Origin of the sequence: Streptomyces sp. NPDC090022, assembly GCF_044748145.1 — a bacterium.
Lineage (GTDB): Bacteria > Actinomycetota > Actinomycetes > Streptomycetales > Streptomycetaceae > Streptomyces.
In genome coordinates, this window is sequence record NZ_JBIVFN010000007.1 from 22590 (window position 1) to 48469 (window position 25880).

The 25880-nt window shown below is 71.5% G+C and carries 24 protein-coding genes and 1 pseudogene; 13 read left to right on the plus strand and 12 right to left on the minus strand.

The window, feature by feature from the left end; all coding sequences use genetic code 11:
- Positions 1 to 4: 4 nt before the first annotated feature.
- Entirely contained in the window at positions 5 to 1684 is a 1680-nt protein-coding gene (locus ACIPXB_RS15995) for an AMP-binding protein (protein ID WP_401449682.1), read from the plus strand.
- A 156-nt stretch (positions 1685 to 1840) separates the two neighbouring features.
- Here the strand turns inward: ACIPXB_RS15995 and ACIPXB_RS16000 are convergent, their stop codons facing one another.
- Both ACIPXB_RS16000 and ACIPXB_RS16005 read right to left on the minus strand, forming a co-directional pair.
- Positions 1841 to 2329, minus strand: a complete 489-nt coding sequence (locus tag ACIPXB_RS16000; protein WP_401449685.1) for a glutathione peroxidase — start codon at positions 2327 to 2329, stop codon at positions 1841 to 1843.
- A gap of 101 nt (positions 2330 to 2430) precedes the next feature.
- Positions 2431 to 3369 (minus strand): hypothetical protein, encoded by a 939-nt coding sequence (locus ACIPXB_RS16005; protein WP_401449688.1) that lies wholly within the window; start codon positions 3367 to 3369, stop codon positions 2431 to 2433.
- Positions 3370 to 3584: 215 nt separating this feature from the next.
- Here ACIPXB_RS16005 and gcl point away from each other — a divergent pair, with 215 nt between their 5' ends.
- Positions 3585 to 5369, plus strand: a complete 1785-nt coding sequence (gcl, locus tag ACIPXB_RS16010) for a glyoxylate carboligase (RefSeq protein WP_401449690.1) — start codon at positions 3585 to 3587, stop codon at positions 5367 to 5369.
- A 108-nt stretch (positions 5370 to 5477) separates the two neighbouring features.
- Here gcl and ACIPXB_RS16015 read toward each other — a convergent pair whose 3' ends face one another.
- Together ACIPXB_RS16015 and ACIPXB_RS16020 are read right to left on the minus strand one after the other, a co-directional pair.
- Positions 5478 to 6059 (minus strand): TetR/AcrR family transcriptional regulator, encoded by a 582-nt coding sequence (locus ACIPXB_RS16015; RefSeq protein ID WP_401449692.1) that lies wholly within the window; start codon positions 6057 to 6059, stop codon positions 5478 to 5480.
- A 49-nt stretch (positions 6060 to 6108) separates the two neighbouring features.
- Positions 6109 to 6582, minus strand: a complete 474-nt coding sequence (locus ACIPXB_RS16020) for an ABC transporter substrate-binding protein (protein WP_401449694.1) — start codon at positions 6580 to 6582, stop codon at positions 6109 to 6111.
- A 16-nt stretch (positions 6583 to 6598) separates the two neighbouring features.
- Between ACIPXB_RS16020 and ACIPXB_RS16025 the strand changes: the two genes are divergently transcribed.
- The 3 genes and pseudogenes from ACIPXB_RS16025 (at position 6599) to ACIPXB_RS16035 (ending at position 7783) form a co-directional block, all read left to right on the plus strand.
- Entirely contained in the window at positions 6599 to 6796 is a 198-nt protein-coding gene (locus ACIPXB_RS16025; protein ID WP_401449696.1) for a hypothetical protein, read from the plus strand.
- Positions 6793 to 6972: pseudogene (locus ACIPXB_RS16030) on the plus strand (ABC transporter permease); the annotation flags it as partial. The gene ACIPXB_RS16025 and the pseudogene ACIPXB_RS16030, both read left to right, overlap by 4 nt.
- A gap of 109 nt (positions 6973 to 7081) precedes the next feature.
- Entirely contained in the window at positions 7082 to 7783 is a 702-nt protein-coding gene (locus tag ACIPXB_RS16035; RefSeq protein WP_401449698.1) for an ABC transporter ATP-binding protein, read from the plus strand.
- 402 nt (positions 7784 to 8185) lie between these two features.
- Here ACIPXB_RS16035 and ACIPXB_RS16040 read toward each other — a convergent pair whose 3' ends face one another.
- The 3 genes from ACIPXB_RS16040 to ACIPXB_RS16050 all read right to left on the minus strand — a co-directional run bounded on the left by ACIPXB_RS16040 (position 8186) and on the right by ACIPXB_RS16050 (position 11688).
- Positions 8186 to 9643: a catalase gene (locus ACIPXB_RS16040; RefSeq protein WP_401449700.1), complete on the minus strand. Its 1458-nt coding sequence runs from the start codon at positions 9641 to 9643 to the stop codon at positions 8186 to 8188.
- Between the two features lie 218 nt (positions 9644 to 9861).
- Entirely contained in the window at positions 9862 to 10755 is an 894-nt protein-coding gene (locus ACIPXB_RS16045) for a 2-hydroxy-3-oxopropionate reductase (protein WP_401449703.1), read from the minus strand.
- 99 nt (positions 10756 to 10854) lie between these two features.
- On the minus strand, positions 10855 to 11688 hold the full coding sequence (locus ACIPXB_RS16050) for a TIM barrel protein (RefSeq protein ID WP_401449705.1): 834 nt from the start codon (positions 11686 to 11688) through the stop codon (positions 10855 to 10857).
- 125 nt (positions 11689 to 11813) lie between these two features.
- On the opposite strand from ACIPXB_RS16050, the gene ACIPXB_RS16055 reads away from it, so the two are divergent.
- From ACIPXB_RS16055 to ACIPXB_RS16085, 7 genes are all read left to right on the plus strand, one after another.
- Positions 11814 to 12065: a hypothetical protein gene (locus ACIPXB_RS16055; protein ID WP_401449707.1), complete on the plus strand. Its 252-nt coding sequence runs from the start codon at positions 11814 to 11816 to the stop codon at positions 12063 to 12065.
- On the plus strand, positions 12062 to 12445 hold the full coding sequence (locus ACIPXB_RS16060) for a helix-turn-helix domain-containing protein (RefSeq protein ID WP_401449709.1): 384 nt from the start codon (positions 12062 to 12064) through the stop codon (positions 12443 to 12445). The genes ACIPXB_RS16055 and ACIPXB_RS16060 overlap by 4 nt, the downstream gene beginning before the upstream one ends.
- Positions 12446 to 12597: 152 nt before the next feature.
- Positions 12598 to 13104 carry a 2-oxo-4-hydroxy-4-carboxy-5-ureidoimidazoline decarboxylase gene (gene uraD / locus ACIPXB_RS16065; RefSeq protein WP_401449712.1) on the plus strand — a complete coding sequence of 169 codons (507 nt, stop codon included), beginning with the start codon at positions 12598 to 12600 and terminating at the stop codon, positions 13102 to 13104.
- A gap of 6 nt (positions 13105 to 13110) precedes the next feature.
- A complete protein-coding gene (gene uraH, locus ACIPXB_RS16070; protein WP_401449714.1) occupies positions 13111 to 13503 on the plus strand; it encodes a hydroxyisourate hydrolase in 393 nt (130 codons plus the stop codon).
- 6 nt (positions 13504 to 13509) lie between these two features.
- On the plus strand, positions 13510 to 14433 hold the full coding sequence (gene pucL / locus ACIPXB_RS16075; RefSeq protein ID WP_401449716.1) for a factor-independent urate hydroxylase: 924 nt from the start codon (positions 13510 to 13512) through the stop codon (positions 14431 to 14433).
- Positions 14434 to 14625: 192 nt separating this feature from the next.
- Complete coding sequence (locus tag ACIPXB_RS16080; RefSeq protein WP_401449718.1) at positions 14626 to 16029, plus strand: 8-oxoguanine deaminase; 1404 nt, start codon at positions 14626 to 14628, stop codon at positions 16027 to 16029.
- 303 nt (positions 16030 to 16332) lie between these two features.
- On the plus strand, positions 16333 to 17721 hold the full coding sequence (locus ACIPXB_RS16085) for a nucleobase:cation symporter-2 family protein (protein WP_401449721.1): 1389 nt from the start codon (positions 16333 to 16335) through the stop codon (positions 17719 to 17721).
- 103 nt (positions 17722 to 17824) lie between these two features.
- On the opposite strand, the gene ACIPXB_RS16090 is transcribed toward ACIPXB_RS16085, so the two are convergent.
- A complete protein-coding gene (locus ACIPXB_RS16090) occupies positions 17825 to 18907 on the minus strand; it encodes an Lrp/AsnC family transcriptional regulator (protein ID WP_401449723.1) in 1083 nt (360 codons plus the stop codon).
- A gap of 126 nt (positions 18908 to 19033) precedes the next feature.
- Between ACIPXB_RS16090 and ACIPXB_RS16095 the strand changes: the two genes are divergently transcribed.
- Positions 19034 to 21091 carry an ATP-binding protein gene (locus ACIPXB_RS16095; RefSeq protein WP_401449725.1) on the plus strand — a complete coding sequence of 686 codons (2058 nt, stop codon included), beginning with the start codon at positions 19034 to 19036 and terminating at the stop codon, positions 21089 to 21091.
- A gap of 15 nt (positions 21092 to 21106) precedes the next feature.
- Here the strand turns inward: ACIPXB_RS16095 and ACIPXB_RS16100 are convergent, their stop codons facing one another.
- From ACIPXB_RS16100 to ACIPXB_RS16115, 4 genes are all read right to left on the minus strand, one after another.
- Entirely contained in the window at positions 21107 to 21700 is a 594-nt protein-coding gene (locus ACIPXB_RS16100; protein ID WP_401449728.1) for a 3'-5' exoribonuclease domain-containing protein, read from the minus strand.
- Positions 21701 to 21789: 89 nt separating this feature from the next.
- Positions 21790 to 22935, minus strand: coding sequence for a GDSL-type esterase/lipase family protein (locus ACIPXB_RS16105; protein ID WP_401449731.1), 1146 nt, complete (start codon positions 22933 to 22935; stop codon positions 21790 to 21792).
- A gap of 330 nt (positions 22936 to 23265) precedes the next feature.
- Complete coding sequence (aceB, locus tag ACIPXB_RS16110; protein WP_401449733.1) at positions 23266 to 24885, minus strand: malate synthase A; 1620 nt, start codon at positions 24883 to 24885, stop codon at positions 23266 to 23268.
- A 252-nt stretch (positions 24886 to 25137) separates the two neighbouring features.
- Positions 25138 to 25761 (minus strand): NTP transferase domain-containing protein, encoded by a 624-nt coding sequence (locus ACIPXB_RS16115; protein WP_401449735.1) that lies wholly within the window; start codon positions 25759 to 25761, stop codon positions 25138 to 25140.
- Positions 25762 to 25880: the final 119 nt, after the last annotated feature.

A 25880-nucleotide genomic window follows, 5' to 3' on the forward strand; every position in this document is an offset into this window, starting at 1 on the left:
TGCCATGACACTGAATGCCGCCACCGCTCAGTTCCTGGCCGCACGCGACTTCCTGCTGGAGCGCCGCGGGGACTACGAGGCCGCTCACGCCGGCTTCACCTGGCCCCGCCCCGACCGCTTCAACTGGGCCCTCGACTGGTTCGACCACATCGCCGCCGGCAACGACGCCGAAGCGCTGCGCATCGTCGAGGAGGACGGGACGAGCCGCGGCGTGTCCTTCGCGCAGATGGCCGTACGGTCGGACGCCGCCGCCGGATGGCTGCGCGCGCAGGGCGTCGCCGCCGGTGACCGGATCATGGTCATGCTCGGCAACCAGCGCGAGCTGTGGGAGGTCATGCTCGCCGCGATGAAACTGCGGGCCGTCGTCATCCCGGCCACCCCGCTGCTGGGCCCGCACGACCTGCGCGACCGGGTGGTGCGCGGTGAGGTCCGGCACGTGATCGTCCGGGCGGAGGACACCGGCAAGTTCGACGACGTACCCGGTGACTACACCCGGATCGCGGCGGGGGAGCGGGTGCCGGACGGGTGGGTGGCGCTGGCGGGGGCGGACGCGTGGGAGGGCGGCTTCACCCCGGACGGTCCGACCGAGGCATCCGACCCGTTGATGCTCTACTTCACCTCCGGCACCACCGACCGCCCCAAACTCGTGGAGCACACGCACGCCTCGTACCCCATCGGGAGCCTGTCCACCATGTACTGGCTGGGGCTACGCCCCGGCGACGTGCACCTCAACATCTCCTCGCCCGGCTGGGCCAAGCACGCCTGGTCGAACCTGTTCGCCCCCTGGAACGCCGGGGCTACTGTTTTTGTCCACAACTACCTCCGCTTCGACGCGGAGCGGCTGATGGCCGAGATGGACCGGGGCGGGGTGACGTCGTTCTGCGCTCCGCCGACGGTGTGGCGGATGCTGATCCAGTCCGACCTGAGCGCCCTGCGCACCCCGCCGCGCGAGGCGGTCGCGGCCGGCGAACCGCTGAACCCGGAGGTCATCGAGCAGGTCCGGGAGGCGTGGGGGGTGACCATCCGGGACGGGTTCGGACAGACCGAGACCACGCTCCAGGTGGGCAACTTCCCCGGCGTGCCCGTCAAGCCCGGCTCCATGGGGCGGCCCGCGCCCGGATACCGGATCGTCCTGGTCGACCCGGTGACGGGCAAGGAGTCCGCGGACGAGGGGGAGCTCTGTGTGGACCTCTCCGGCCGGCCGGCGGGCGTGATGACCGGCTATCGCGACGACGCCGCGCGCACCGCCGAGGCCATGGCGGGCGGGGTCTACCGGACCGGCGACATCGCCGCCCGCGACGCCGACGGCTACCTGACGTACGTCGGGCGGGCCGACGACGTCTTCAAGGCCTCCGACTACAAGATCTCCCCGTTCGAGCTGGAGAGCGCGCTGCTGGAGCACGAGGCGGTGGCCGAGGCGGCCGTGGTCCCGGCCCCGGACCCGGTGCGGCTGGCCGTTCCCAAGGCGTACGTCGCCCTGGCCGCCGGCTGGGAGCCGGGGCCGGAGACGGCGCGGGTGCTGTTCGCGCACTCCCGGGCCGTGCTGTCCCCGTACAAGCGGATCCGGCGGATCGAGTTCGCCGAGCTGCCCAAGACCGTCTCCGGCAAGATCCGCCGGGTGGAGCTGCGCGAGCACACCGCCGCCGGATCGGAGCGGGAGTACGACGAGGCCGAGCTGCGGTGAGGTCGGGCCAGGGGTGGGCCGCCTGAGCGGACGGCTGCCTGAGCGGACGGCCGCCTGAGCGGAGGGGCAGATACCGGTCGGGCCCCTGACCGGATGGTCAGGGGCCCGGTGCGCGGTGGGGGCGCGGGGTGTGGTGCCACGTGCGCCCGGTGTGCGTTACGCCGGCAGCTGGGCCTCGATCGCCGCGATGACCTCGGCGGACTCCGGCTCGGTGCGCGGGCGGAAGCGCGCCACGACCTCGCCCGCCGGCGAGATCAGGAACTTCTCGAAGTTCCACTGGATGTCGCCGGCCTCGCCGTCGGCGTCGGGGGTCTTCACCAGCTCCTGGTAGAGCGGGTGCCGGTTCTCACCGTTGACCTCGGACTTCTCCAGCATCGGGAAGGTCACGCCGAAGCCGGTGGCGCAGAAGGTCTGGATGTCGTCGGCCGTGCCCGGCTCCTGGCCGCCGAACTGGTTGCAGGGCACACCGATCACGGTGAAGCCCTTCTCGGCGTACGCGAACTGCAGCCGGGCCAGCCCCGAGTACTGCGGGGTGAGACCGCACTGCGAGGCCGTGTTCACCACCAGGATCGCCTTCCCCTTGAAGGCCGCCAGGCTGGTGGGCTCGTCGGACAGGGTGGTCAGCGGGATGTCGTACAGGCTCAAGACGTCTCTCCTCGGCAGGCGTGCGCCATCGTGCTCGTCGTGCGTCGTCGTCTGTCGTCGCGTGTCGTCGTGCTTCATGCGGAACGGACGCACGGGAAAGCCTAGGCCCCCGCTGTGATCAGTGCGTCCGCCGGGTCGTTGACCGGCTGCGGCACACCCGTGAGGTCCATCACGAACAGCGGTATCCCCAGCTCGTCCGCGCGGGTCCGGGCCTCCTCGGTGTACCCGGCCAGGGCGAAGTACACGCTGGTCGCGGAGGCTGTCAGTCCGTTCAGCCACACGCACTCCACCGCGCGCAGTCCGGCCGGCGCCGTGGTCGGATCCACCTGTGCCACCAGCCCCGGCGCCCGCAGATCCACGGCCGCCGAGGGCACCGGCCGCGCGTCGGGCTGCCGTACGTCGCGGAAGCCGAGCCAGCGCAGGTACAGCGCCGCCGAGGCCACGGCGTCGCGCGCCGTGCGGATGGTCACCGGCTGGAACGCCGGCCGTGACAGCCGTGCGGCGGGAGGGCCGGCCGGGCCCGCGGTGCCCGCCGGGCTCGCGGGGCCCGCGTGCGCGGCCGGTGGGGCGTCGGCCAGCGCGTCCGGGCGCTCCACCACCGGCTCGGGTCCGTCCGTACCCGCCCGGCCCACCGCACCCGCGTGCCCCGCCCGCCCCGGCGCGCCCGCGCCGCCGGCCTCCGGGGGTGCCGGAGCACCGGGACGGGCGGGATCCACGGCATCCAGGGAATCCGCCGGTGCCGCGCAATCCACCGGTTCCACCGGTTCCACCGGACCCACCGGGTGGACGGGCACCAGCACCACCGTCCCGCACGAGCCGCACCCCACCTCCGGGTGCGGCCACTCGCTCTCCCGTCCGCAGCTCCCGCAGCGCACCGCCACCCAGCTCTCCGACCAGGTGCGATGCGTCAGCGGCACGGCTTGCGTGACCAGGTCCAGGGGCGGGCTGACCGGGCTCCCGCAGGCACACGGGAAGACCGGAAGCACGTAGTCGTTCGTTCGCAGGCAGGCCGGGCAGCGCACCGGGACCTTCTCCGCCATGGGACTTTCAACCCCCTCCGTCGCCGTACGGACCACCATCCCACGTCCGGCCCCCGCCCCCTGCCCTTTGTACAACTCACGGATCGCTATACGGCTTTTGGTGGTTTCGGGGGTTGGTCGACGCCTTGACGTGCGGGAAGACCTCCGCTTAGGTTGTTCCGTATAGCAGAACAAAACTTCCGGATTACGGAAACAGCCTGACCGCAGGAGTACCGATGCCTCGTATGACCGCCGCTGCCGCGGCCGTGGAGATCCTCAAGCGCGAGGGTGTTGAGCAAGCGTTCGGCGTGCCCGGCGCGGCGATCAACCCCTTCTACCGCGAGCTCAAGAACGTCGGCGGCATCGCCCACACGCTCGCCCGCCACGTCGAGGGCGCCTCGCACATGGCCGAGGGCTACACCCGCGCCAAGGCGGGCAACATCGGTGTCTGCATCGGTACGTCCGGCCCCGCCGGCACCGACATGATCACCGGGCTGTACTCCGCGATCGCGGACTCGATCCCGATCCTCTGCATCACCGGTCAGGCTCCGGTCTCGAAGCTCCACAAGGAGGACTTCCAGGCCGTCGACATCGCCTCGATCGCCAAGCCGGTCACCAAGGCCGCGACCACCGTCCTGGAGGCCGCGCAGGTCCCGGGCGTGTTCCAGCAGGCCTTCCACCTGATGCGCTCCGGCCGTCCCGGCCCGGTCCTCATCGACCTGCCGATCGACGTCCAGCTGACCGAGATCGAGTTCGACCCGGAGACGTACGAGCCGCTGCCGGTCTACAAGCCGGCCGCGACCCGCGCGCAGATCGAGAAGGCCATCGGGTTCCTGCTGGAGTCCGAGCGTCCGCTGATCGTCGCCGGTGGCGGCATCATCAACGCCGACGCCACCGACCTGCTGGTCGAGTTCGCCGAGCTGACCGGTGTCCCGGTCATCTCCACCCTGATGGGCTGGGGCACCATCCCGGACGACCACGAGCTGGCCGCCGGCATGGTCGGTGTGCAGACCGCGCACCGCTACGGCAACGAGACCTTCCTCGCCTCGGACTTCGTCCTGGGCCTGGGCAACCGCTGGGCCAACCGCCACACCGGGTACAACCTGGAGGCGTACACCAAGGGCCGCACGTTCGTCCACGTCGACATCGAGCCGACCCAGCTCGGCAAGATCTTCGCCCCCGACTACGGCATCGCCTCCGACGCCAAGGTCGCGCTGGAGCTCTTCATCGAGGTCGCCAAGGAGCTCAAGGCGGCGGGCCGGCTGCCGGACTTCTCCGCGTGGGCGGCGTCCGCGCAGGAGCGCAAGGGCACGCTCCAGCGGCGTACGCACTTCGACAACATCCCGATGAAGCCGCAGCGGGTCTACGAGGAGATGAACCGCGCCTTCGGCCCGGAGACGCGCTACGTCACCACCATCGGCCTCTCCCAGATCGCCGCCGCGCAGTTCCTGCACGTCTACAAGCCGCGGCACTGGATCAACTGCGGCCAGGCCGGCCCGCTCGGCTGGACCATCCCGGCCGCGATCGGCGCCGCCACCGCGGACCCGGACACCCCGATCGTCGCGCTGTCGGGCGACTACGACTTCCAGTTCATGATCGAGGAGCTGGCGGTCGCCGCCCAGCACAAGGTCCCCTACGTCCACGTCCTGGTGAACAACGCCTACCTGGGCCTGATCCGTCAGGCGCAGGGCGGCCTCGGCATCAACTTCGAGGTCAACCTCGAGTTCGAGAACATCAACACCCCGGAGCTCGGCGTCTACGGCGTCGACCACGTCAAGGTCGCCGAGGGCCTGGGCGTCAAGGCCATCCGCGTGACCGACCCGAACGAGCTGGGCGCGGCCTTCGAGGAGGCCAAGAAGCTGGCCCAGGAGTTCCAGGTCCCGGTCGTCGTCGAGGCGATCCTGGAGCGCGTCACCAACATCGCGATGAGCAAGACCGTCGACATGAGCGACGTCACCGAGTTCGAGGAGCTGGCGACCGAGCCGGGCCACGCCCCGACCGCGATCCGTCCGCTGGTCTGAACCGCCTCTCAGGTCTCATACGTCTCATAGCGCTGCCGAACGACCCCCGTCCCTCCGTGAGGAGGGACGGGGGTCGTCGTGTATCCGGGGCGGGGGCGGGGGCGGGGGTTACGCGGGGCGCGGCCCGAGTTCGGCATCGATCGCGCCGGTCAGCAGGGACCGGGCCCGCTCCAGGGTCAGCGAACCGCTCAGCCAGCGCTCGCTCAGCCCCTCCACCAGCGCCGTCAGCCGCTCCGCCGCGTCCAGCGGCTCGACGCGCAGGTCCGCCAGGCTCGCCGCCTGCGCGTCCCTGATCGTCTCGGCGACGTCCTCGGCCCACGAGCGGGTGGACTCGGCCAGCGGCTCGCGCAGGTCCGTGTCGAAGATGGCGCTGGCCCGCAGCTCGCCCCAGGCGATGCTGTTCTCGCGCACCCGCGCCGTGTCCTGAAGTTCGCTGAGCAGCAGCTGGAGCAGCTCGGCGCGGGCGTCGGGCGCCTTCTTGAGGGCCTCGTCGGTGTAGCCGGTGGCCCGGTCGCTGATGAAGGCGAGGGTGCGCCGGATCAGGCCCGCCCGGTCCTTGAAGTGGTAGTAGATCAGCGCTGTGGAGACCCCGGCCTCCGACGCGAGTTCCTCCACGCGCAGGCCTCTGACGCCGTTGCGGGCGATGACGCGTACGGCTGCTTCCAGGATCAACGCTTGACGGTCGGCCACGCCGGCTCAAACCCTTCTGTCGGTCCATACCCCTTGACTGACCTTTCAGTCAGGTCCCACGATAGCTCCCACCTGCGATCCTGACTGGATTTTCAGTCAGGTCATCACATCGCCATCGCACCGCCACCGCACCCGCCACCGCACAGCCGGTGCAGTCCAGGCCTCCGTCGGCGGTGCCGAAGGCCGCGCCCTGCTCCGCCATGGCGGCCGCGCCGGCGACCGTACCGGCGGAGTTGGCCATGGCCTGCGGGAACAGCGCGTCGGGGGTGGTGAGGGTGACGGTGACCTGGAGGGGGCCGGTCTTCTCGACCGACGCGACGTTCTTGAAGTCCTCCACCCAGTACGAGCCGAGGGCGGGGTCGCGGTGGCGGTTCAAGCTCACGACCACGTCGTCGGCCGTCATCGCGGCGCCGCTGTGGAACCGTACGCCGGGGCGCAGGTCGTAGACCCAGGTGACGGAGTCGGGGTGGCCGACCTTCTCGGCGAGGCCCGGCTCCAGGGTGAGCTGCGGGGTCCAGCGCATCAGCGATTCGCAGACGTTGGTCCCGCCCGAGCCGCTGGCCCGGCTGCGCGCCGCCGACGACGGCCACCTCTACCAGGGCGAGAGCCTGACCACGATCAACCTCGCCATCTCGCTGCTGACCGTGTCCCTGTTCGTCCTGGTCAACCTGGTCCTCGACCTCGTCCACCCACTGATCGACCCCCGGATCCGGCTCGGCGGGAGGAACACCGCATGACCGCCCTGCTCCTGCGCACCCGCCCGCACACGCGCGAGCGCACCCCGCGCACCGCGGCCGCCGGCTCCTGGCTGCACCGCGGCTGCCTCGCCGTCGTCGTGCTCGTCGTCCTGGTCGCGCTCGCCGCGCCCTGGCTCGCACCGCACGATCCGCACGCCGTCGACTTCGCCGCCTCCCTGGCCGCGCCCTCGCCGGACCTCCCGCTCGGCGGGGACATCAGCGGCCGTGACACACTCTCCCGGCTGATCCTCGGCACCCGCGTCTCCCTGCTGCGCCGTGCGGGCGGTGGACGAGGTGTCGTTCACGGTTCCGGCGGGTGGGTCCCTGGGGATCGTCGGCGGCTCGGGGTCGGGCAAGACCACGACGGCCCGGATCCTGGCGGGCCTCGAACGCCCCGACGCCGGCGAGGTCCTCGTCGACGGTCTGACTCGGGCGCCGGCGGTCCGCGGCCGTACCGCCCGCCGGCACCGGGCCCGCCAGGTCCAGCTGGTCTTCCAGGACCCGCTGCTCTCCCTTGACCCGCGGATCCCGGCGGGCGAGGTCCTGCGCGAGACCCTGCGGCTGCACTTCCCGGACCGTGCCGCCGGGCCCCGGGTCCGTGAACTCCCGGACCAGGTGGGCCTGGGCACCCGTGAGGCCGCGTCCCGCCCGCGCGAACTCTCAGGAGGCCAGCGCCAGCGGGTGGCGATCGCCCGGGCGCTGGCCGTCGAACCGAAGGTCCTGGTCCTGGACGAGGCGGTGGCGGCCCTGGACGTGTCGGTCCAGGCCCAGATCCTCAACCTGCTGACCGAGATCCGGGCGTCGACCACCGCGGCGTACGTCTTCATCACCCACGACCTGGGCGTGGCCCGCGTGGCCACGGACACCCTGCTGGTGATGGGCTCGGGCCACGTCCTGGAACGCGGCCCGACGGCCACGGTCCTGACCACCCCGACCCACCCGTACACCGCGCACCTGCTGGCGTGCCTGCCGCGCCCCCGGGGCTGAACACGACAGAGCGCCGGGCCACGGGACCGTCCGTGACCCGGCGCTCCGGCCAGGGACATATGACCGCCCGACGGGGCGAGGCTGGCGCGACAGGACGTTCGCGCCCGCCGGGCGGGGTTCGTGGGGCTGCTGTGACTCCGTCTGCGCAGCGGTGTCCTCTGTTACAGAGGTGTCCCCTGTCATAGGGGAGTGGCTGGGACCGCGGTGGCGGCGACAGGACACCTTGGCTTCGTCTCCCTCAGGTCAAGAGACGGGCCGCTGGGCCTTTACCACCGCACTGGCTCGACGCCACCGCGGTCCTCGTCCTCCCGTTGCCGTGGACCACCCCTCATCCGGGCCCGCGGCAACAGGTGGCACCCGGGGCCCGACCTCCCGTCAGGCCCCCGGCGCGTCTGATCGCCCTCAGTCCTCGCGCAGGGCGCGGACGGCCTCCTCGACGCGCTTGCCGTAGTCGGCGTCGGCGGCGTGGAAGTGGGCCAGGTTCTTCTCGATGACGTCCTCGCGGGAGACCTGCGACAGGCCACCGGCGATGTTCGCCACCAGACGGTTCTTCTCGTCCTCGGACATCAGGCGGTAGAGCTCACCGGCCTGGAAGAAGTCGTCGTCCTTGGTGTGGGCCGGGGCCTCGTGCGTGCCGGTGAAGCCGGACACGGCCTTGGGGGCGCCGAGGGCGAGGCCGGTCTCGGCCGGGCCCTGGTACGAGTTGGGCTCGTAGTTCTTGTCGTGGCGCGAGCCGTTGCGCAGCGCCATGGCGCCGTCGCGGCCGTAGTTCTCGGCGACCGTCGCCTTGGGGGCGTTGACCGGCAGCAGGGTGTGGTTCACACCGAGGCGGTAGCGCTGGGCGTCGGCATACGCGAACAGGCGGCCCTGGAGCATCTTGTCCGGCGAGGCGGTGATGCCCGGGACGAAGTTGTTCGGGGAGAACGCGGACTGCTCGACCTCGGCGAACACGTTCTCCGGGTTGCGGTCGAGGACCAGCCGGCCCACGCGCTGCAGCGGGTAGTCGCTGTGCGGCCACACCTTGGTGAGGTCGAACGGGTTGAAGCGGTAGTCCGCGGCCTCGGCGGCCGGCATGACCTGGACGTACAGGGTCCAGGACGGGTTCACACCACGCTCGATGGCCTGGAGGAGGTCCGTCTGGTGGCTGTTGCCGTCCTTGCCGGCTATCTCGGCGGCCTGCTCCGAGGACAGGCAGCGGATGCCCTGGTTCGTCTTGAAGTGGTACTTGACGAAGAAGGCCTCGCCCTGGGCGTTGGTCCACTGGTACGTGTGGGAGCCGTAGCCGTTCATGTGGCGGTACGACGCGGGGATGCCGCGGTCGCCCATCAGCCAGGTGATCTGGTGGGTCGCCTCGGGGGCGTGCGCCCAGAAGTCCCAGACGTTGTCCGCCTCCTGCTTGCCCGTGAAGGGGTCGCGCTTCTGGGAGTGGATGAAGTCGGGGAACTTGATCGGGTCCTTGATGAAGAACACCGGGGTGTTGTTGCCGACGAGGTCGTAGTTGCCGTCCTCGGTGTAGAACTTCAGCGCGAAGCCGCGCGGGTCGCGGACGGCGTCCGCGCCACCGAGGGAGTCGGCGACGGTGGAGAACCGCAGGAAGGTCTCGGTCTTCTTGCCGACCGTGTCCAGGAACTTCGCCGACGTCCACTGGGTGACGTCGTCGGTCACCTCGAAGTAGCCGTACGCCGCGGAGCCGCGGGCGTGCACGACGCGCTCCGGGATGCGCTCACGGTTGAAGCGGGCGAGCTTCTCCAGGAGCTGCTGGTCCTGGATCAGGAGCGGGCCACCGACGCCGGCGGTGGCGGAGTTCTGGTTGTCGGCGACCGGGGCGCCGGACTCGGTCGTGAGCACGCGCTTCGACATGGTGACCTTCCGTACGGGAGCTGCTGACGGAAAGCGTCTTCCGCCATGCGGATGAGCCTAATTTCAGGCCGAACGCAACGTCAACAGTTTGTTGAACAAAGAGTGGGGAGTGGTGCTCCGGACGGCACCGGCGCCTGGGCGCGACAGGACAGGTGTCAGCACCGGTGCCATCCGGAAACTCAAGGCGCCCCTGGGTGGGGCGAAGGGGCCCGGCCCGCTCAGACCTGCGAGCCGGAGAGGCGCTCGACGGCGCGCAGCAGGGCCGAGTGGTCCAGGCCGCCGTCGCCCTGGGCGCGCAGCGAGGCGACCAGCTGGGCGACGACCGCGCCGACCGGGAGCGCCGCACCGACGTTGCGGGCGGCGTCGGTGACGATGCCCATGTCCTTGTGGTGCAGGTCGATCCGGAAACCGGGCTTGAAGTCGCGGTTCAGGAAGTTGTCCTTCTTGCGGGTCAGGACCGTGGAGCCGGCCAGACCGCCGCCCAGGACGTCCAGGGCGGCGGTCAGGTCCACGCCGGACTTCTCCAGGAAGACCACGGCCTCGGCGCACGCCTGGATGTTGACCGCGACGATGAGCTGGTTGGCGGCCTTGACCGTCTGGCCGGAGCCGTGCGGGCCGCACAGGACGATGGTCTTGCCGAGGGCCTCGAGGATCGGCAGGGCCGTGTCGAAGTCGGCCTGCTCGCCACCCACCATGATCGACAGGACGGCCTCGATGGCGCCGGCCTCGCCGCCGGAGACGGGGGCGTCGATGACGCGGATGCCCTTCTCCCTGGCGTTCTTCGCCAGGTCGACCGAGGTCTGCGGGGTGATCGACGACATGTCGATGATCAGCGCGCCGGACTTCGCGTTCTCCAGGATGCCCTCGGGGCCGTACGAGATGGCCTCGACGTGCGGGGACGCGGGCACCATCGTGATGATCACGTCGGCGTCCTTGACGGCCTCGGCGATCGAGCCGGCCGCGGTGCCGCCGGCCGCCGCGAGGCGGTCCAGCTTGTCCTGCTCCAGGGTGAAGCCGGTGACCGAGTAGCCGGCCTTCAGCAGGTTCTCGGACATGGGCGAGCCCATGATGCCGAGGCCGATCCAGGCGATGTTCGGGAGGGTGTTGCTCATGATGAGGGTCCTTCTCTTGAAGCTCAGCTGAAGCTATGTACGAAAAGCGGCGAGAGAGCCTGGGCGTTCGCCCGGACTTCGGCCCGTTACTTCGGCCCGTTACTTCGCGGCGCGGGCCTCGGCCGGCAGCCACGCGAAGGACGCGGCGGCGTCGGCGGCCTTGTACTCCAGGCCGACGAAGCCCTGGTAGCCGGCCTTGGCAAGCTGGTCGAGGAGGTCCTCGAGGGGCAGTTCGCCGGTGCCCGGGGCGCCCCGGCCCGGCTTGTCCGCGATCTGGACGTGGCCGGTCTTGGCGGCGTACTTCTCGATGACCTCGGAGAGGTCCTCATCGTTCATCGCCAGGTGGTACAGGTCGAGCAGGAACTTGGCGTTGCCAAGGCCCGTCGCCTCGTTGACCCGGTCCACGATCTCGATCGCGGACGGCGCGCTCACCAGCGGGTAGAGCGGCGACTCGGGCTTGTTCAGCGTCTCGATCAGCAGGATCGCGCCGACCCGGTCGGCGGCACGCGCCGCGACGACCAGGTTCTCCAGGGCGAGCGCGTCCTGGACCGCCGGGTCCACACCCTCGACGCGGTTGCCGTACAGGGCGTTCAGCGCCTTGCAGCCGACCGAGGCGGCGAAGTCCGCGGCCACGTCGATGTTCGCGCGGAAGCGGTCCGACTCCTCACCGGGCACCGAGACCGCGCCGCGGTCCGGGCCGGGGAGCCGGCCGGCGTAGAAGTTCAGGCCCACCAGCTGGGTGCCCGCGTCCTCAAGAGCCTTCTTGAGGGCGTCGAGCTCCTCCTGGGCGGGGGTGGGGGTCTCGATCCAGGGCCACCACAGCTCGACCGCGGTGAAGCCCGCCGCGGCGGCGGCCGCGGGACGCTCCAGGAGCGGGAGTTCCGTGAAGAGGATCGAAAGGTTCACATCGAAGCGCTGGTCCGTGTATCCCATGAGGGGTATGCGCTCCTTCCGTATTGCGGAAGTTGTTTTCTGCTTGATGGAAGGTTGCAAGGGTGGCGTCGCACTTGTCAAGTGGGGACTGCCGGAAATTCGATACCTCGGGGTAGCTTGACCGCGTGCGATTGAGAGTGGAGTTCACGACCGAGCCCTTCGACCTCGAAGAGGCCCCCGCCCATGCCGTGGCCGCCCGCGAGGTCATCCAGGAGGCCGAGCTGGACGCCGTGGACGTCGGCCCGTTCGGCAATACCGCCGAGGGCGAGGCCGGCGAGGTGCTCGGCGCGGTGTCCGCGCTGCTGCGCGGCGCGCTGGAGGCCGGGGCGACCCGGGTCTCGCTCCAGGTCAACGTGATCCCGGAGGGTGGCGCATGACCGAGCCCCGCGACCACCCGTTCGTCGCCGCGGTCAAGCCGCTGGTCGACGCGATGGGCGGCGAGCTGATGGATCCGGCCCAGGCCCGGCCCGACGATGTCGTGCTGAGCTGGGAGGGCCAGGACCTGCTGGCCGTGCGCCTGCCCCAGCTCTCGGAGTCGCTGGACCACATCCTGGCGGCGCTCCAGCGGCGGTACGGGATGCCGCTGGCGGAGCTGGACCGCAAGTCCAAGCAGGACGTCGTACGGATACTGGAGGCGCGCGGCGCCTTCTCCGTGCGGCACGGCGTGGAGACGGTCGCGGGCGCCCTCGGCGTAAGCCGCTTCACGGTCTACAACTACCTGAACAGGGAAAACGCGAATAAGTCCAACCAGGGGTGACCGTCGATTCACCCACGGTCACGAGCCGCCGCCCGATTCACCCGGGCGGCGGCTTTTGTGTACGGGAAGTTTCAACAAAGTGTTGACGCCGTGTTGCCGAGGGCGTTAGCTATGCGCAGCCCGTCAAAGCAACATGGCCACGGAGGCTTCCCGTGACTTCGAGTCCGACACCGGGTCTCGCCCGGTTCAACACCTTGGACGACAGCACGGCCACGGCCGAGCTGCACGAGGTGTGCGCCAGTTCGGCATGGGGCGGCAAGCTGCTGGCCCAGCGCCCCTTCGCCACCGCCGACGCCCTGTTCGCCGCGAGCGACGCCGCCATGGCCGAGCTCACCACCGCGGACCTGGAAGAGGCGATGGCCGGCCACCCGCCGATCGGCCGCCCGAAGCCGGGAGACCCGACGTCCGCCCGCGAGCAGCGCGGGATGGCCGGCGCCTCCGAGGAGCTCAAGTCCGAGCTGCTCGAGCTGAACCTGGCCTACCAGGAGAAGTTCGGCCACGTCTTCCTGATCTGCGCCACCGGTGCGACCGGTGAGCAGATGCGGGACGCGGTCAAGGTCCGGATCGAGAACACTGCCGAGATCGAGCGGGAGATCGCCCGCGGCGAGCTCGTCAAGATCAACCGGATCCGTCTGACCCGCCTCGTAGAAGGAGAGTGAACCGGCATGAGCACGGAGACCACCGCTTCGGTGTCCACCCACATCCTGGACACCAGCATCGGCCGCCCCGCGGAGGGCGTCGCCATCGCGCTGTCCGCCCGCGGCGGCGCCGACGCGCCGTGGACGGCCCTCGGCGGCTCCGCCACCGATGCCGACGGACGCTGCAAGGACCTGCCGGCGCTGCCGGAGGGCACCACCCACGTACGCCTCGACTTCGAGACCGAGACGTACTTCGCCAAGAAGCAAGCCGCCGAGGCGCAGCAGGACGCCCCCCGCGTAAGGGACAGCGGTGCGTTTTTCCCCGAGGTGACCATCACGTTCGCGGTCGTCCCGGGCGAGCACTACCACGTACCGCTGCTGCTCAACCCGTTCGGCTACTCCGTTTACCGAGGGAGCTAGCAGACCATGCCCACGATTCTCGGCCAGAACCAGTACGGCAAAGCAGAGAACCGCGTCGTCAAGATCACGCGGGACGGCGACACCCACCACATCAAGGACCTGAACGTCTCGGTCGCCCTCTCCGGCGACATGGACGACGTCCACTACTCCGGCTCCAACGCCAACGTCCTGCCGACGGACACCACCAAGAACACGGTGTACGCGTTCGCCAAGGAGTACGGCATCGAGTCCGCCGAGCAGTTCGGCATCCACCTGGCGCGCTGGTTCGTCGGCAGCCAGGAGCCGATCCAGCGGGCGCGCATCCGTATCGAGGAGTACGCCTGGGAGCGGATCGCCACCTCCGACGCGAACTCCAAGTTCATCGGCGCCGACGAGGTCAAGCACTCCTTCGTCCGCAAGGGCCAGGAGACCCGCGTCACCCAGATCACGTACGACGGCCAGAACTGGGAGGTCATCTCCGGCCTCAAGGACCTGATCGTCATGAACTCCACCAACTCGGAGTTCTGGGGCTACGTCAAGGACAAGTACACGACCCTCCAGGAGGCGTACGACCGCATCCTGGCCACCCAGGTGTCGGGCCGCTGGCGGTTCAACTGGACCGATGACGAGCAGCGGATGCCCAGCTGGGAGAAGTCCTACGAGGCCACCCGCAAGCACATGCTCGAGGCCTTCGCGGAGACCTACTCCCTGTCGCTGCAGCAGACCCTGTACCAGATGGGTTCGCGCATCATCAACCACCGTTCGGAGATCGACGAGGTCCGCTTCTCGCTCCCGAACAAGCACCACTTCCTGGTCGACCTCGAGCCGTTCGGCCTCAAGAACGACAACGAGGTGTACTTCGCCGCGGACCGTCCCTACGGTCTGATCGAGGCCACGATCCTGCGGGACGGCGCCGACGCGCGCATCCCGGTGGACATGACCAACCTCTGATGCGGCAGGCGCGTCCCGGGGCACCGCAGTGGCCCCGGGACGACGCCCACACCCCCACGAACTTCCCTGTTTCGGCACCCGGAGAAGAACACGGGGCGGCAGTACTGTCAGCTGTCAAGGCCCCGGCTCCGGCACTCAAATCCCCTGGGCCTTGCCGTGCCCGCACCGCCACTGAAAGTACGAGGAAGTCCCATGGCAGCATCGGCAGCCCCTGACAGTGCGGTCGAGCGCATCGTCATCGAGAACTGCGCCATCGCGACCGTCGACGCAGACGACACCGAGTACGCCTCGGGCCACATCGTCGTCGCCGGCAACCGGATCGAGTCGATCGGCGCGGGCCGTGCCCCCGAGAACCTCGACAACGTGGTCCGCCGCATCGACGGCACGGGTCACCTCGTCACCCCCGGCCTGGTCAACACGCACCACCACTTCTACCAGTGGATCACGCGTGGTCTGGCCACCGACCACAACCTCTTCAACTGGCTCGTGGCGCTGTACCCGACGTGGGCGCGCATCGACGAGCAGATGGCGTACACGGCTGCCCAGGGCTCCCTGGCCATGATGGCCAAGGGCGGTGTCACCACCGCGATGGACCACCACTACGTCTACCCGCAGGGCTCCGGCGACCTCTCCGGCGCGATCATCCGCGCCGCGTCCGAGATGGGCGTACGGTTCACCCTCGCCCGCGGGTCCATGGACCGCAGCGAGAAGGACGGCGGCCTGCCGCCGGACCACGCCGTCGAGACCCTCGAAGGTGCGCTGGCCGACACCGAGGCGACCGTCAAGAAGTTCCACGACGCCTCCTTCGACGCGATGACCCAGGTCGCCGTCGCCCCCTGCTCCCCCTTCTCGGTCTCCACCGAGCTGCTCAAGCAGGGCGCCGAGCTGGCCCGCCGCCTCGGTGTGCGCATGCACACGCACGGCAGCGAGACCGTCGAGGAGGAGAAGTTCTGCCACGAGCTCTTCGGCATGGGCCCGACCGACTACTTCGAGTCGACCGGCTGGCTCGGTGAGGACGTGTGGATGGCGCACAGCGTCCACATGAACGACTCCGACATCGCCGCGTTCGCCCGGACGAAGACCGGTGTCGCGCACTGCCCGTCCTCCAACGCCCGCCTGGCCGCCGGCATCGCCCGCGTCCCGGACATGCTCGCCGCCGGTGTGCCCGTCGGCCTCGGCGTGGACGGCACCGCCTCCAACGAGTCCGGTGAGCTGCACACCGAGCTGCGCAACGCGCTGCTGATCAACCGCCTGAACCCGGTGCACCGCGAGGCCGCGCTCAACGCGCGCCAGGCCCTGCGCCTGGGCACCTACGGCGGCGCCCAGGTCCTCGGCCGCGCCGGCAACATCGGTTCGCTGGAGGTCGGCAAGTGCGCCGACCTGGTGATGTGGAACCTCGGCACGCTGGCCCACTCCTCCATCGCCGATCCGGTCACCGCGCTCGTCTTCGGTGCGGCCGCGCCGGTCACCCTCTCCCTCGTCAACGGCAAGCAGATCGTCGAGAACAACCGGCTGCTCTTCGCCGACGAGGACGCCATCGCCCGCACCACGCGGGCCGAGGCGCAGCGCCTGGCGCGGATCACCGCCCAGGGCTGATCCCCACGGAGTCCGGCCGGGGGGGACGGCCCCCGGCCGGTGGCCGTGGACCCGAGCGGGGTCCACGGCAGCCGTTCCCGGGCGGCGCCTTCCGGTTCGCCGGGGGCGCCCCCCGGGACGGTGACTCGTGCCACCCCGCGGCTTCGTGCCACCCCGCGGCTTCGTGCCGCCCCGCGGCCTCCTGCACCCCGCGGCTTCGTTCCGCTCCCACACCTGCATACGGGTTCGACTCGCACACCTTTCGCACCACCTCCATGACACCCACGTCCCCGCCGACGTGTTAACCGACCGGAGGAAGCCGCCGTGGCCCAGTCGCCGACGCCCAGCTTTCGCAAAGATGCAGTCGCCATACCGGAGGAGAAGCACCCGGTCGACGAGACCCTCCCTCCGCTGAAAATGTTCACGAGCGGCCTCCAGCACGTGGCCGCCATGTACGCGGGTGTCGTGGCCCCGCCCATGATCGTCGGTCCGGCCCTCGGGCTCTCCGCCCGTGACACCGCCTTCCTGATGGGCGCCTCGCTGTTCACCGCGGGTCTCGCCACCCTCCTGCAGACCCTGGGGTTCTGGCGGATCGGCGCCCGGCTCCCCTTCGTCAACGGCGTGTCGTTCGCCGGTGTGACCCCGATGATCGCCATCGGCAAGGGCGAGGGGGAGGACGCCCTTCCCGTCGTCTTCGGCGCGATCATCGTCGCCGGACTCCTCGGCTTCCTCGCCGCACCCTACTTCGGCAAGCTCGTCCGCTTCTTCCCGCCGGTCGTCACCGGTACCGTCATCACGCTGATCGGCGTCTCGCTGCTGCCGGTGGCCTTCAACTGGTCGCAGGGCGGCAACCGGACCGCCACCGACTACGGCTCGATGAAGAACATCGGCCTCGCGGCGCTGACCCTGCTGATCGTGCTGCTGCTGCGCAAGTTCCTGCGCGGCTTCCTCCAGCAGATCGCCATCCTGCTCGGCCTGGTCGCGGGCACGCTGATCGCCGTCCCGCTCGGCATGACCGGCCTCGAGGCGATCCGCGGCGCCGATCCGATCGGCTTCCCGACCCCGTTCCACTTCGGCGCCCCGCAGTTCCAGGTGGCCGCGATCGTCTCCATGTGCATCGTGATGCTGGTGTGCATGACCGAGTCCACCGCCGACATCCTGGCCCTCGGCAGGATCGTCGGGCGGCCCGCCGACGAGCGGACCATCGAGGGGGGCCTGCGCGCCGACGCCCTCGGCAGCGCGCTCAGCCCCCTGTTCAACGGCTTCATGTGCAGCGCCTTCGCCCAGAACATCGGGCTCGTCGCGATGACCAAGGTCCGCAGCCGGTTCGTCGTCGCCTCCGGCGGCGGGATCCTGATCCTGCTGGGCCTGTGCCCGGTGGCGGCCTCCGTCATCGCCCTGGTGCCGCTGCCGGTCCTCGGCGGCGCCGGCATCGTCCTGTTCGGCTCGGTCGCGGCCAGCGGCATCCAGACCCTGGCGGGCGCGGCCATGGAGAAGGGCGAGAACGCCCTGATCGTCGCCGCCTCCGTCGGCGTCGGCCTGATCCCGATCGCGGCGCCCGACTTCTACCACGCCTTCCCCGAGGACCTGCTGGTCGTCCTGGACTCCGGCATCAGCACCGGCTGCGTGGTGGCGATCCTGCTCAACCTGGCCTTCAACCACCTGGGCGCCAAGAAGGGGGCGCAGGCACCCGAGCCGGTGCCCGCCCACTGACAGACCGTACGGCGGCGCGTACGTCACCCACTGCGGGCGTGGCGTGCGCGCCGCCGTATCCGTCCTCGCGCCCCGGCGGCCCGGACCGGCCGCCGCCGCGCCCTCAGGCCACGCGGCGGGAACGCTCCCCCGCCGGCCCGTCCGCGCCCGGCGCCGGGTCGGTCCAGATGTCCGGTACGACCGTACGGATCCGCCGCCCCTGCTGGTCCAGCTCCTGCGCCTCGGACTTGCGCACGTGCAGGGCGACGGCGGTGTCGGTGATCCGCAGCCCCGGCAGCCGCCGGGTCAGCTCCGCCGTGTACCGGGAGATGTCCTCCACCGTGCGCAGCCGCGCCCCGATCGTGAAGTTCCAGGGACCGCTGACGGACATGCAGGTCCGGGTCTCGCGCAGCCCCGAGGCCGCGGCCACGCAGTCGGCCACCTCGTGCTCGGCGACCTCGGCCCACAGCGTCGCCGACACCGGCCAGCCCGAGAGGTCGGCGGCCATCGCAGAGCTGAAGCGCAGGCTGTTGCCCGCCTCCAGCCCGGTCAGCCGCCGCCGTACGGTCGACTCGCTCAGCCCGGACTCCCGGGCCAGCGAGGCCACACTGCGCCGCGCGTCGGCGGCCAGCGCCAGTACCAATGGCCGGTCCTCGGGGCGCATCGGTGCCGTCGCGGCCGGTTCCGGCCAGGGCGCCCGCCGGGTCCGGCCGGTCAGCAGATCGCGCTGCACGCGGGTGAGCTGGTCCAGGCGCCACCGGTCGGGCGGGCAGTGCACCGCCGTGACCACGGAGGAACGGGTGGAGACCACACCGGGGATCCGCTGCACCCGGAAGGCCAGGTACCGGTACAGCGCGGGCAGATCCGGGACGGCCACGAACACCAAAAGGTCCCGGGCGCCCGTGCAGTGCTCGACCCCGATGGCGTGCGGGTCGCCGGCCAGCGTCGCGCCGACGGCCGGGGAGCTGCTCGCCGTGCACACCACCTCCACCCAGGCCATACAGGGCGGCCGGGTGTCCGTCCGCAGCCCGAGGCCCGAGATCCAGGCCTCGCCTGCGGCCGTCAGCCGGTCCCAGCGACGGGCCAGGGTGTCGGGGCGGACGCCGAGGACCGGCCCCAGCCGTTCCCAGCTCGCGCGGGGCGCGAGCTGGAGGGCGTGCACGAGTGCCCGGTCCAAGTCGTCCATGGCGGAACTCGCCGCGGTCATGCCGTCTCCTGGTGGATCTCCCGGTCATCGGTCCGGGGGCCGGTCGTACAACCGATCATCTCTCTTTGCGCATTCAACTGCCCACGGGGTCTTGTGTGCATGTGTGGGGAAACCTGGGAGGAAAGTGTGGGGGACGCCGGTTCACGCGTCCGTGCGGCGCTGCCCGCGGAGCCGGCCGGCCTCGTCGGCCGGGAGCGGGAGCTCGCCGCCACCACCGCCACCCTCGCCGCCGCACGGCTGGTCACCCTCACCGGACCCGCCGGCATCGGCAAGACCCGGCTCGCGGTGCGCGCCGCGCGGAGCCTGATGGAGCGGGCCGGGCGGGACGTGGTCTGGGCGGACCTGGGCTCCCTGCCCGAGGCGTGCAGGGAGCCGCTGCGCCGCGAGCTGGCCGCAGTGCTCCAGGGGCGCGAGGTGCTGCTGGTGCTGGACGGCTGCGAGCAACTGAGCGACGCGGCGGGCCGGTGGGTGACGGAGTTACTGGCGGGGCTGCCGGGGCTGCGGGTGCTGGCCACCTCGCAGCGCCGGCTGGAGGCGGCGGGGGAGGCGGTGCTCGCGGTCCCGCCCCTGGCGGTGCCCCCCGAGCCCGTGGCCACCGCACCGGCCGGACCCGCCGGTACGGCCGGCGCCGCGGCCGCGATCGCCGGCCACGCGTCCGTACGGCTCTACGTCGAGCGGGCCCGCGGCGCGGATCCCTCCTTCGAGCTGACCGACCATCACGCGCCGGCCGTGGCCCGGCTGTGCCGCGCGCTGGACGGCATCCCCGGCGCCCTGGAGCTGGCCGCCGGCCACGCGCACCGCTGCCCGCCCGCGCAGGCGCTGCGCCGCCTGACCGCCGACCCGCTCGCCTTCCTCGCCGGGGGCGCCGGGCGCGGTACCCGGGTCGACGCCGAACGCACCTTCCGGCTCGCCACGCCCGACGAACGGCTGCTGTGGGAGCGGCTGTCGGTGTTCGCCGGCTCCTTCGACCGCGAGGCGGCGGCCGAGGTGTGCGGCTTCGGCGCGCTCGGCCCCGCGGCGGCGGACTCGGTGCTGCGCCGGATCGCGCCCGCACTGCTCACGGAGACGGCGGGGGAGGGCACGGACGGGGCGGACCCGGGCGGGGCGGCCGCGGGCGGGGCGGACACGGGCGTCATCGGGCGCGGCGTCCGCTACCGGCTGCCGCTGTCGGTCCGGGCGTACGCCGCACGGCGGCTGGCGCACGGCACCGGCGGGGACGCCGCCGAGCTCGTCCGGCGCCACCACGACCGGTACCGGGTGCTGGCCGAGTACGCCTCGGAGCTGTGGTGGGAGGGCCGCCAGCGGCGGGCCCGCGCGCTGGCCCTGCGCGAACTCCCCGAGCTGCGCGCGGCGATGAACCCGATGGCCGCCCCCGGCCCGGGCGCCGCCCTGGAGATCGCGGTCGCGCTGTGGTTCCTGTGGGCGGCCTGCGGCCGGGCCGCGGAGGGCCGCCGGCACCTCGAACGGGCGCTGGCGCTGCACCCTGCGCCACGCCCGGCCCGCGCGCTGTGGCTGGCGGCCTGGCTGGTCAGCGGCGTGGGGCAGGCGCGCGGGGCGGATCCCCTGCTGGTGGAGGCCTGGAGCGCGGCCGTACAGGAGGGCGAGGACACCTGCCTGGCCTACCTCGCGCACGTGCGCGGCACGGTCGCCCTGTGGGAGGCCCGCTACGAGGAAGCGGCCGCCGAGTACCGGGACGCCCTCGACATCCTGCCCGCCGACCCCGAGTTCGGCCCCGGCCGGGAGCCGCTGTGGGCGGCCTACACCCTGGCCCTGGCGCACACCGACCCGGCCGCCGTCCCCGTCGAGGACGGCCCCCCGGCCGATCCGGGCGACCCGTGGGCACGGTCCTGGGCGCACTACGCCCACGCCCTCGTCGAATGGCGCGAGGGCCGCCCGGCGCCGGCCCGCGCCGAGGCGCTGCGGGCGCTGGCCACCCAGCTGGAGCTGGGCGACGTCCTGGGGCAGTCCTTCGCGGTGGAACTCCTGGCCCAGCTGGAGGCGGACCAGGGCCGCTACCCGCAGGCCGCCCGGCTGCTCGGCGCGGTCTCCGGCAGCCGCCCGGTGGCCGCCCGCCCGCCGCGCGCCATGGCACTGCTGCGGGCCCGGATGACACCGGCGGCCTTCCGCGCGGCCTTCACCGAGGGAACCCGCACGCCCCTGCGCGCCCTCCTCCCGGAACCCTGAACCGGCCTTCCGGGTTCAGGGATCCCACCGCATGAGATTGCTCAGCAGCTCGGCCTGCTCGATCGCGTCGTCCAGCGCGTGGTGCGTGTGCCGCCGCCGCGACAGCAGCTCGCGCGGCATGGTGCCCTTGGCGACCGACCGCAGGGGCACCTTCGCCTTCGTGGCGTAGAGGGTCTTCATGTCCAGGCAGCCCGAGTGCCCGAAGGGGCTGTCCCCGCCGAACCGCATCAGGTACCAGTACAGGAACGTCCAGTCGTACGAGGCCGGGTAGCCGCACATCACCGGCTGCGCGCCCGTCCGGGCCGCCATGCTCCGTACCCAGGACCGCAACTGCGCCATCGCGGCGCCCGGTTCCGTGCCCCCGGTCCGCAGCCGGTCCCGGTCCAGGCCGCTCACCGCCAGCGCCTCGGGCACGAAGTCGTCGCTGATGGGCCGTAGTTCGCGGTAGAAGGTGTGCGCCTGCGGGTCGGCGGCGGTGTATCCGTCGGCGTCCTGGACGCCCGCCACCGCCGCCCCGATGCTGATCATCGAGTAGGGGCCGGGGATGGGGCCGTCGGCCTCGATGTCGACGGAGACGTACAGACTGGGTTTGACCTTGCGGGCTGCCATACGACCGAGCATGGCAGCCCGCGGTCCCCGCCTCACCTGGATTTGTGCCCGGCCGCCAGCTGCCCGGCCGCCGGCCGCCCGCCGCCCCGTTACGGCAGCGCGGTCAGGTACATCCCGGTGTGGTCCCCTCCGGCGGTGTTCCGGCACGAGAAGTCGCCGGACGTCCGCGCGTGGACGAGCGCCAGGCAGCGCCCCGCGGCCAGCTGGCCGAAGTAGTTGGGGTGCATGGACTCCTGCACCTTGCCCTGCGTCTCGCTGCTGTCGATCCAGCGCGCCCACTCGCTCGTCGCGGCCGACGCCGGAGCCGAGGCGCTCACCAGCCTGCTCGCCTTCGCGCACACCTCACGGCCCTGCATCATGTCCCGCAGGTCCAGGAACTGGGTGCCCTTGGCCGCGGCCACCGCCCGCAGACGGCCCGCGAGCTGCGGCACGAGCGAGTCGCGCGCCCAGTCGGAGTCCCGGTTCCAGAACGGGCAGCCGCCGGTGTTCAGCCGGCTCCAGTCGCTCTGCGGGTAGCGGTTCTCCGCGCCGCGCGGGATCGGCGACGGGTACGACTGGAGCACGATCCGGTAGTCCCCGGCCGCGTAGCCGGCCGCGGACATCACGGCGCGGATCTCGTCGACGGACTTGCCGACCTTGGCCATGACCCCGTCGATCTTCTGGTCCACGGCGTACTGCTGGTCGTCGTGGCAGTACGAGCCCCACAGCACGAAGTCGTAGGCGCACTCCTCGATGATGTCGGCGAAGCCCAGGTCGTTGCCGCCGATCGACAGCGCGATCACCTTGACGTCGTGGCTCGCCGCCACCGCGGCCAGCTGGTCGGCCTGCGGTGCCTCGCCCTTGAAGGCGACGCCGCCGTTCGCGGCGCGGAAGACGTTGTCCGTGGTGGCCCCCGAGCACGCCAGGTTGACCGCCACGTCGGCGATCGGGCCCGCGCTCCTGACCTCGGCCGAGTCCGAGCGGTGGCAGCCGTTGGCGGCGGTGGTGCCGTATACCTTCGCCGGGTCGTAGGTGGAGCCGCTCACCCAGGCGCGGTCGGTGCCGGTGCGGTTGCCGCTGTTGGTCAGGCTGTTGCCCTTCCAGCGGCCGGCCTCGCCGGAGATGTAGCTGTCGCCGAGGGACACGACGGCGGTGGGGCCGCGTCCGGGCCCGGCGGCCGCGGTGCCCGCGCCGGCGGTGAACACGGCGGTGAGCGCCAGCGGGAGGGCGAGGCCCGCTCCGGCCAGTCGTCGCACCCGACGGCCGTACCTCTGCTTTTTGTTGACGGTGCGGAATCCGGTCACAGCGGAACTCCTGCGGTCGGCCATGGCGAAGCCGGGAACAACTCCGCTGCATGGCTGGGGAAGTGGGGGTACCGCCGGCCGGTGGCACGGGAAAGGTGACATGCCCCACGTTGTTACCGCTAGGTAGCCGCAGATTACGATGCCGTAACGACCGACCGGTCGTTCGGGGAACGGAACGGCCCCGCCCCCGGTGTCGGACGACACCGGGGGCGGGGTGGGAGCGGATTTCGGCCGCTGTGCGAAGGTCGGCCGGAATCAGCGGATTTCGGCGCGGGCGGGCCCTCAGCCGACGAGCTGCTCGTACGCGGGGAGGGTGAGGAAGTCCGCGTAGTCCGCGTCCAGGGAGACCTGGAGCAGGAGGTCGTGGGCCTGCTGCCACCGGCCGGCCGCGAAGGCCTCCTCGCCGATCTCGGCGCGGATGGCGGCCAGTTCCTCGGCGGCCACCTGCCGGGCCAGGTCGGCGGTGGCCCGCTCGCCGTTCTCGAAGACGACACCCGCGTTGATCCACTGCCAGATCTGGGAGCGGGAGATCTCGGCGGTCGCCGCGTCCTCCATCAGGTTGAAGATGGCGACGGCGCCCAGGCCCCGCAGCCACGCCTCGATGTAACGGATGCCGACCTGGACGGCGTTGCGCAGGCCCTCGTAGGTGGGCCGGGCATCGAGGGAGTCGATCGCGATCAGGTCGCCGGGGGCCACGGCGACGTCCTCGCGCAGCCGGTCCTTCTGGTGGGGCTTCTCGCCGAGGACGGCGTCGAAGGAGGCCATGGCGATCGGGACCAGGTCGGGGTGGGCCACCCAGGAGCCGTCGAAGCCGTCGCCCGCCTCTCGGTCCTTGTCGGCCTTGACCTTCTCGAAGGCGACCTTGTTGACCTCGGGGTCCTTGCGGGACGGGATGAACGCCGCCATGCCGCCGATGGCGTGCGCGCCGCGCTTGTGGCAGGTGCGCACCAGCAGCTCGGTGTACGCCCGCATGAACGGTGCGGTCATCGTCACCGCGTTGCGGTCCGGCAGCACGAACTTCTCGCCGCCGTCGCGGAAGTTCTTGACGATGGAGAAGAGGTAGTCCCAGCGGCCGGCGTTCAGGCCCGCGGCGTGGTCCTTGAGCTCGAAGAGGATCTCCTCCATCTCGTACGCGGCCGTGATCGTCTCGATGAGGACGGTGGCGCGGACGGTGCCCTGCGGAATGCCGACGTAGTCCTGGGCGAAGACGAAGATCTCGTTCCAGAGGCGGGCCTCCAGGTGCGACTCCGTCTTCGGGAGGTAGAAGTACGGGCCCTTGCCGAGGTCGATCAGCCGCTGGGCGTTGTGGAAGAAGTACAGGCCGAAGTCCACCAGGGCGCCGGGGACCGGACGGCCGTCGAGCCGGAGGTGACGCTCCTCGAGGTGCCAGCCGCGCGGGCGCATCACGACGGTCGCGAGCTCCTCGGCGGGCTTGAGGGCGTACGCCTTGCCCGTGCGGGCGTCGGTGAAGTCGATGCGGCGCTCGTAGGCGTCGATCAGGTTGAGCTGGCCGAGGACGACGTTCTCCCAGGTGGGGGCGGAGGCGTCCTCGAAGTCGGCGAGCCAGACCTTGGCGCCGGAGTTCAGCGCGTTGATGGTCATCTTGCGGTCGGTGGGACCGGTGATCTCCACGCGGCGGTCGTCGAGCGCGGCCGGCGCCGGCGCCACCTTCCAGTCGCCCTCGCGGACCTGTGCGGTGTCCGGGAGGAAGTCGAGGTGGGAGGTGCGGGCGATCTCGGCGCGGCGCTCGGCGCGGCGGGCGAGCAGCTCGTCGCGGCGGGGGGTGAACCGCCGGTGCAGCTCGGCCACGAAGGCCAGTGCCGCTTCGGTGAGGACTTCGTCCTGCCGGGGCAGGGGCTCGGCGTCGACGATGGCCAGCGGGGACGGCGCTGGTGCGGACATATCTGTCACTCCTTCAGCGGCGGTGCCTGGCGGCCGCGGGGGAATGCTCGCGCAGGACGGCACGCAGTGCCGTCGGGTGTGGAGAGTTCCGGGATACGGTCGCGGGCGCCGTCTGGGGGTTCAGGGCGCTTCTGACCAGTGGATAATAATTTCCTTATGGTGGAAGTTCAATGGTTTGTTGATGTCGAGATTCTCTGAGTCGACACATTCCGTATCGCGGTGGCCCTGAGTGCCACGGCGGTCACGCCATGCTCAGGCCAGTCGCGCCAGGTCGGCGGGGGTGTCGATGTCGAACGCCTCCGCGATGTCCCCGCACTCCACCAGGGTGAGCTCCCGTGCGTGCGCTGTCAGGTGGACACGCGCACCCTTGTCGCCCGTCGCCGTCGCCACGATGTCCGGCCACCGGTCGGCCCCGAAGAGCACCGGATGCCCGCGCTCGCCGTCGTACGCCGCCGCCACCAGCGAGGCGGGGGAGCGGTACGCCGCCCGCACCCGGGCCACCGCCCGCGCCCCGATGCCCGGCTGGTCCACCAGCGAGACCAGGGCCGCGGCGGCGCCCGTACCCGCGAGCGAGGCCAGCCCCGCGCGCAGCGAGGAGCCCATGCCCTCGGCCCAGTCCGGGTTGTCGACCACCACGCAGCCGGTCAGGTCCGCGCGCTCGCGGACCTCGGCCGCGGCGGCGCCGAGGACCACGTGCAGCGGGCCGCAGCCGGCCTCGCGCAGCACGCGCACGGCGTTCTCGACGAGCGGCCGGCCGCGGTAGGGCAGCAGGGCCTTGGGACGGCCGCCGAGCCGCCGGCCGCCGCCGGCCGCCAGGAGCAGTCCGGCGATCAGGGGCGCGTCGCCGGGGCCGGGAGAGGAGTCGTTGGAGGACATGGGGTCGATTCTCGCCGCAGGCGGCGCAGCAGGGTCCGGACAGGGGCCCACGCGGGCGCGATCCGCACCGGGGTGGCGATGCGGTTCTCGGCGGCCAGCAGCAGGGCCCGTTCGTCGCG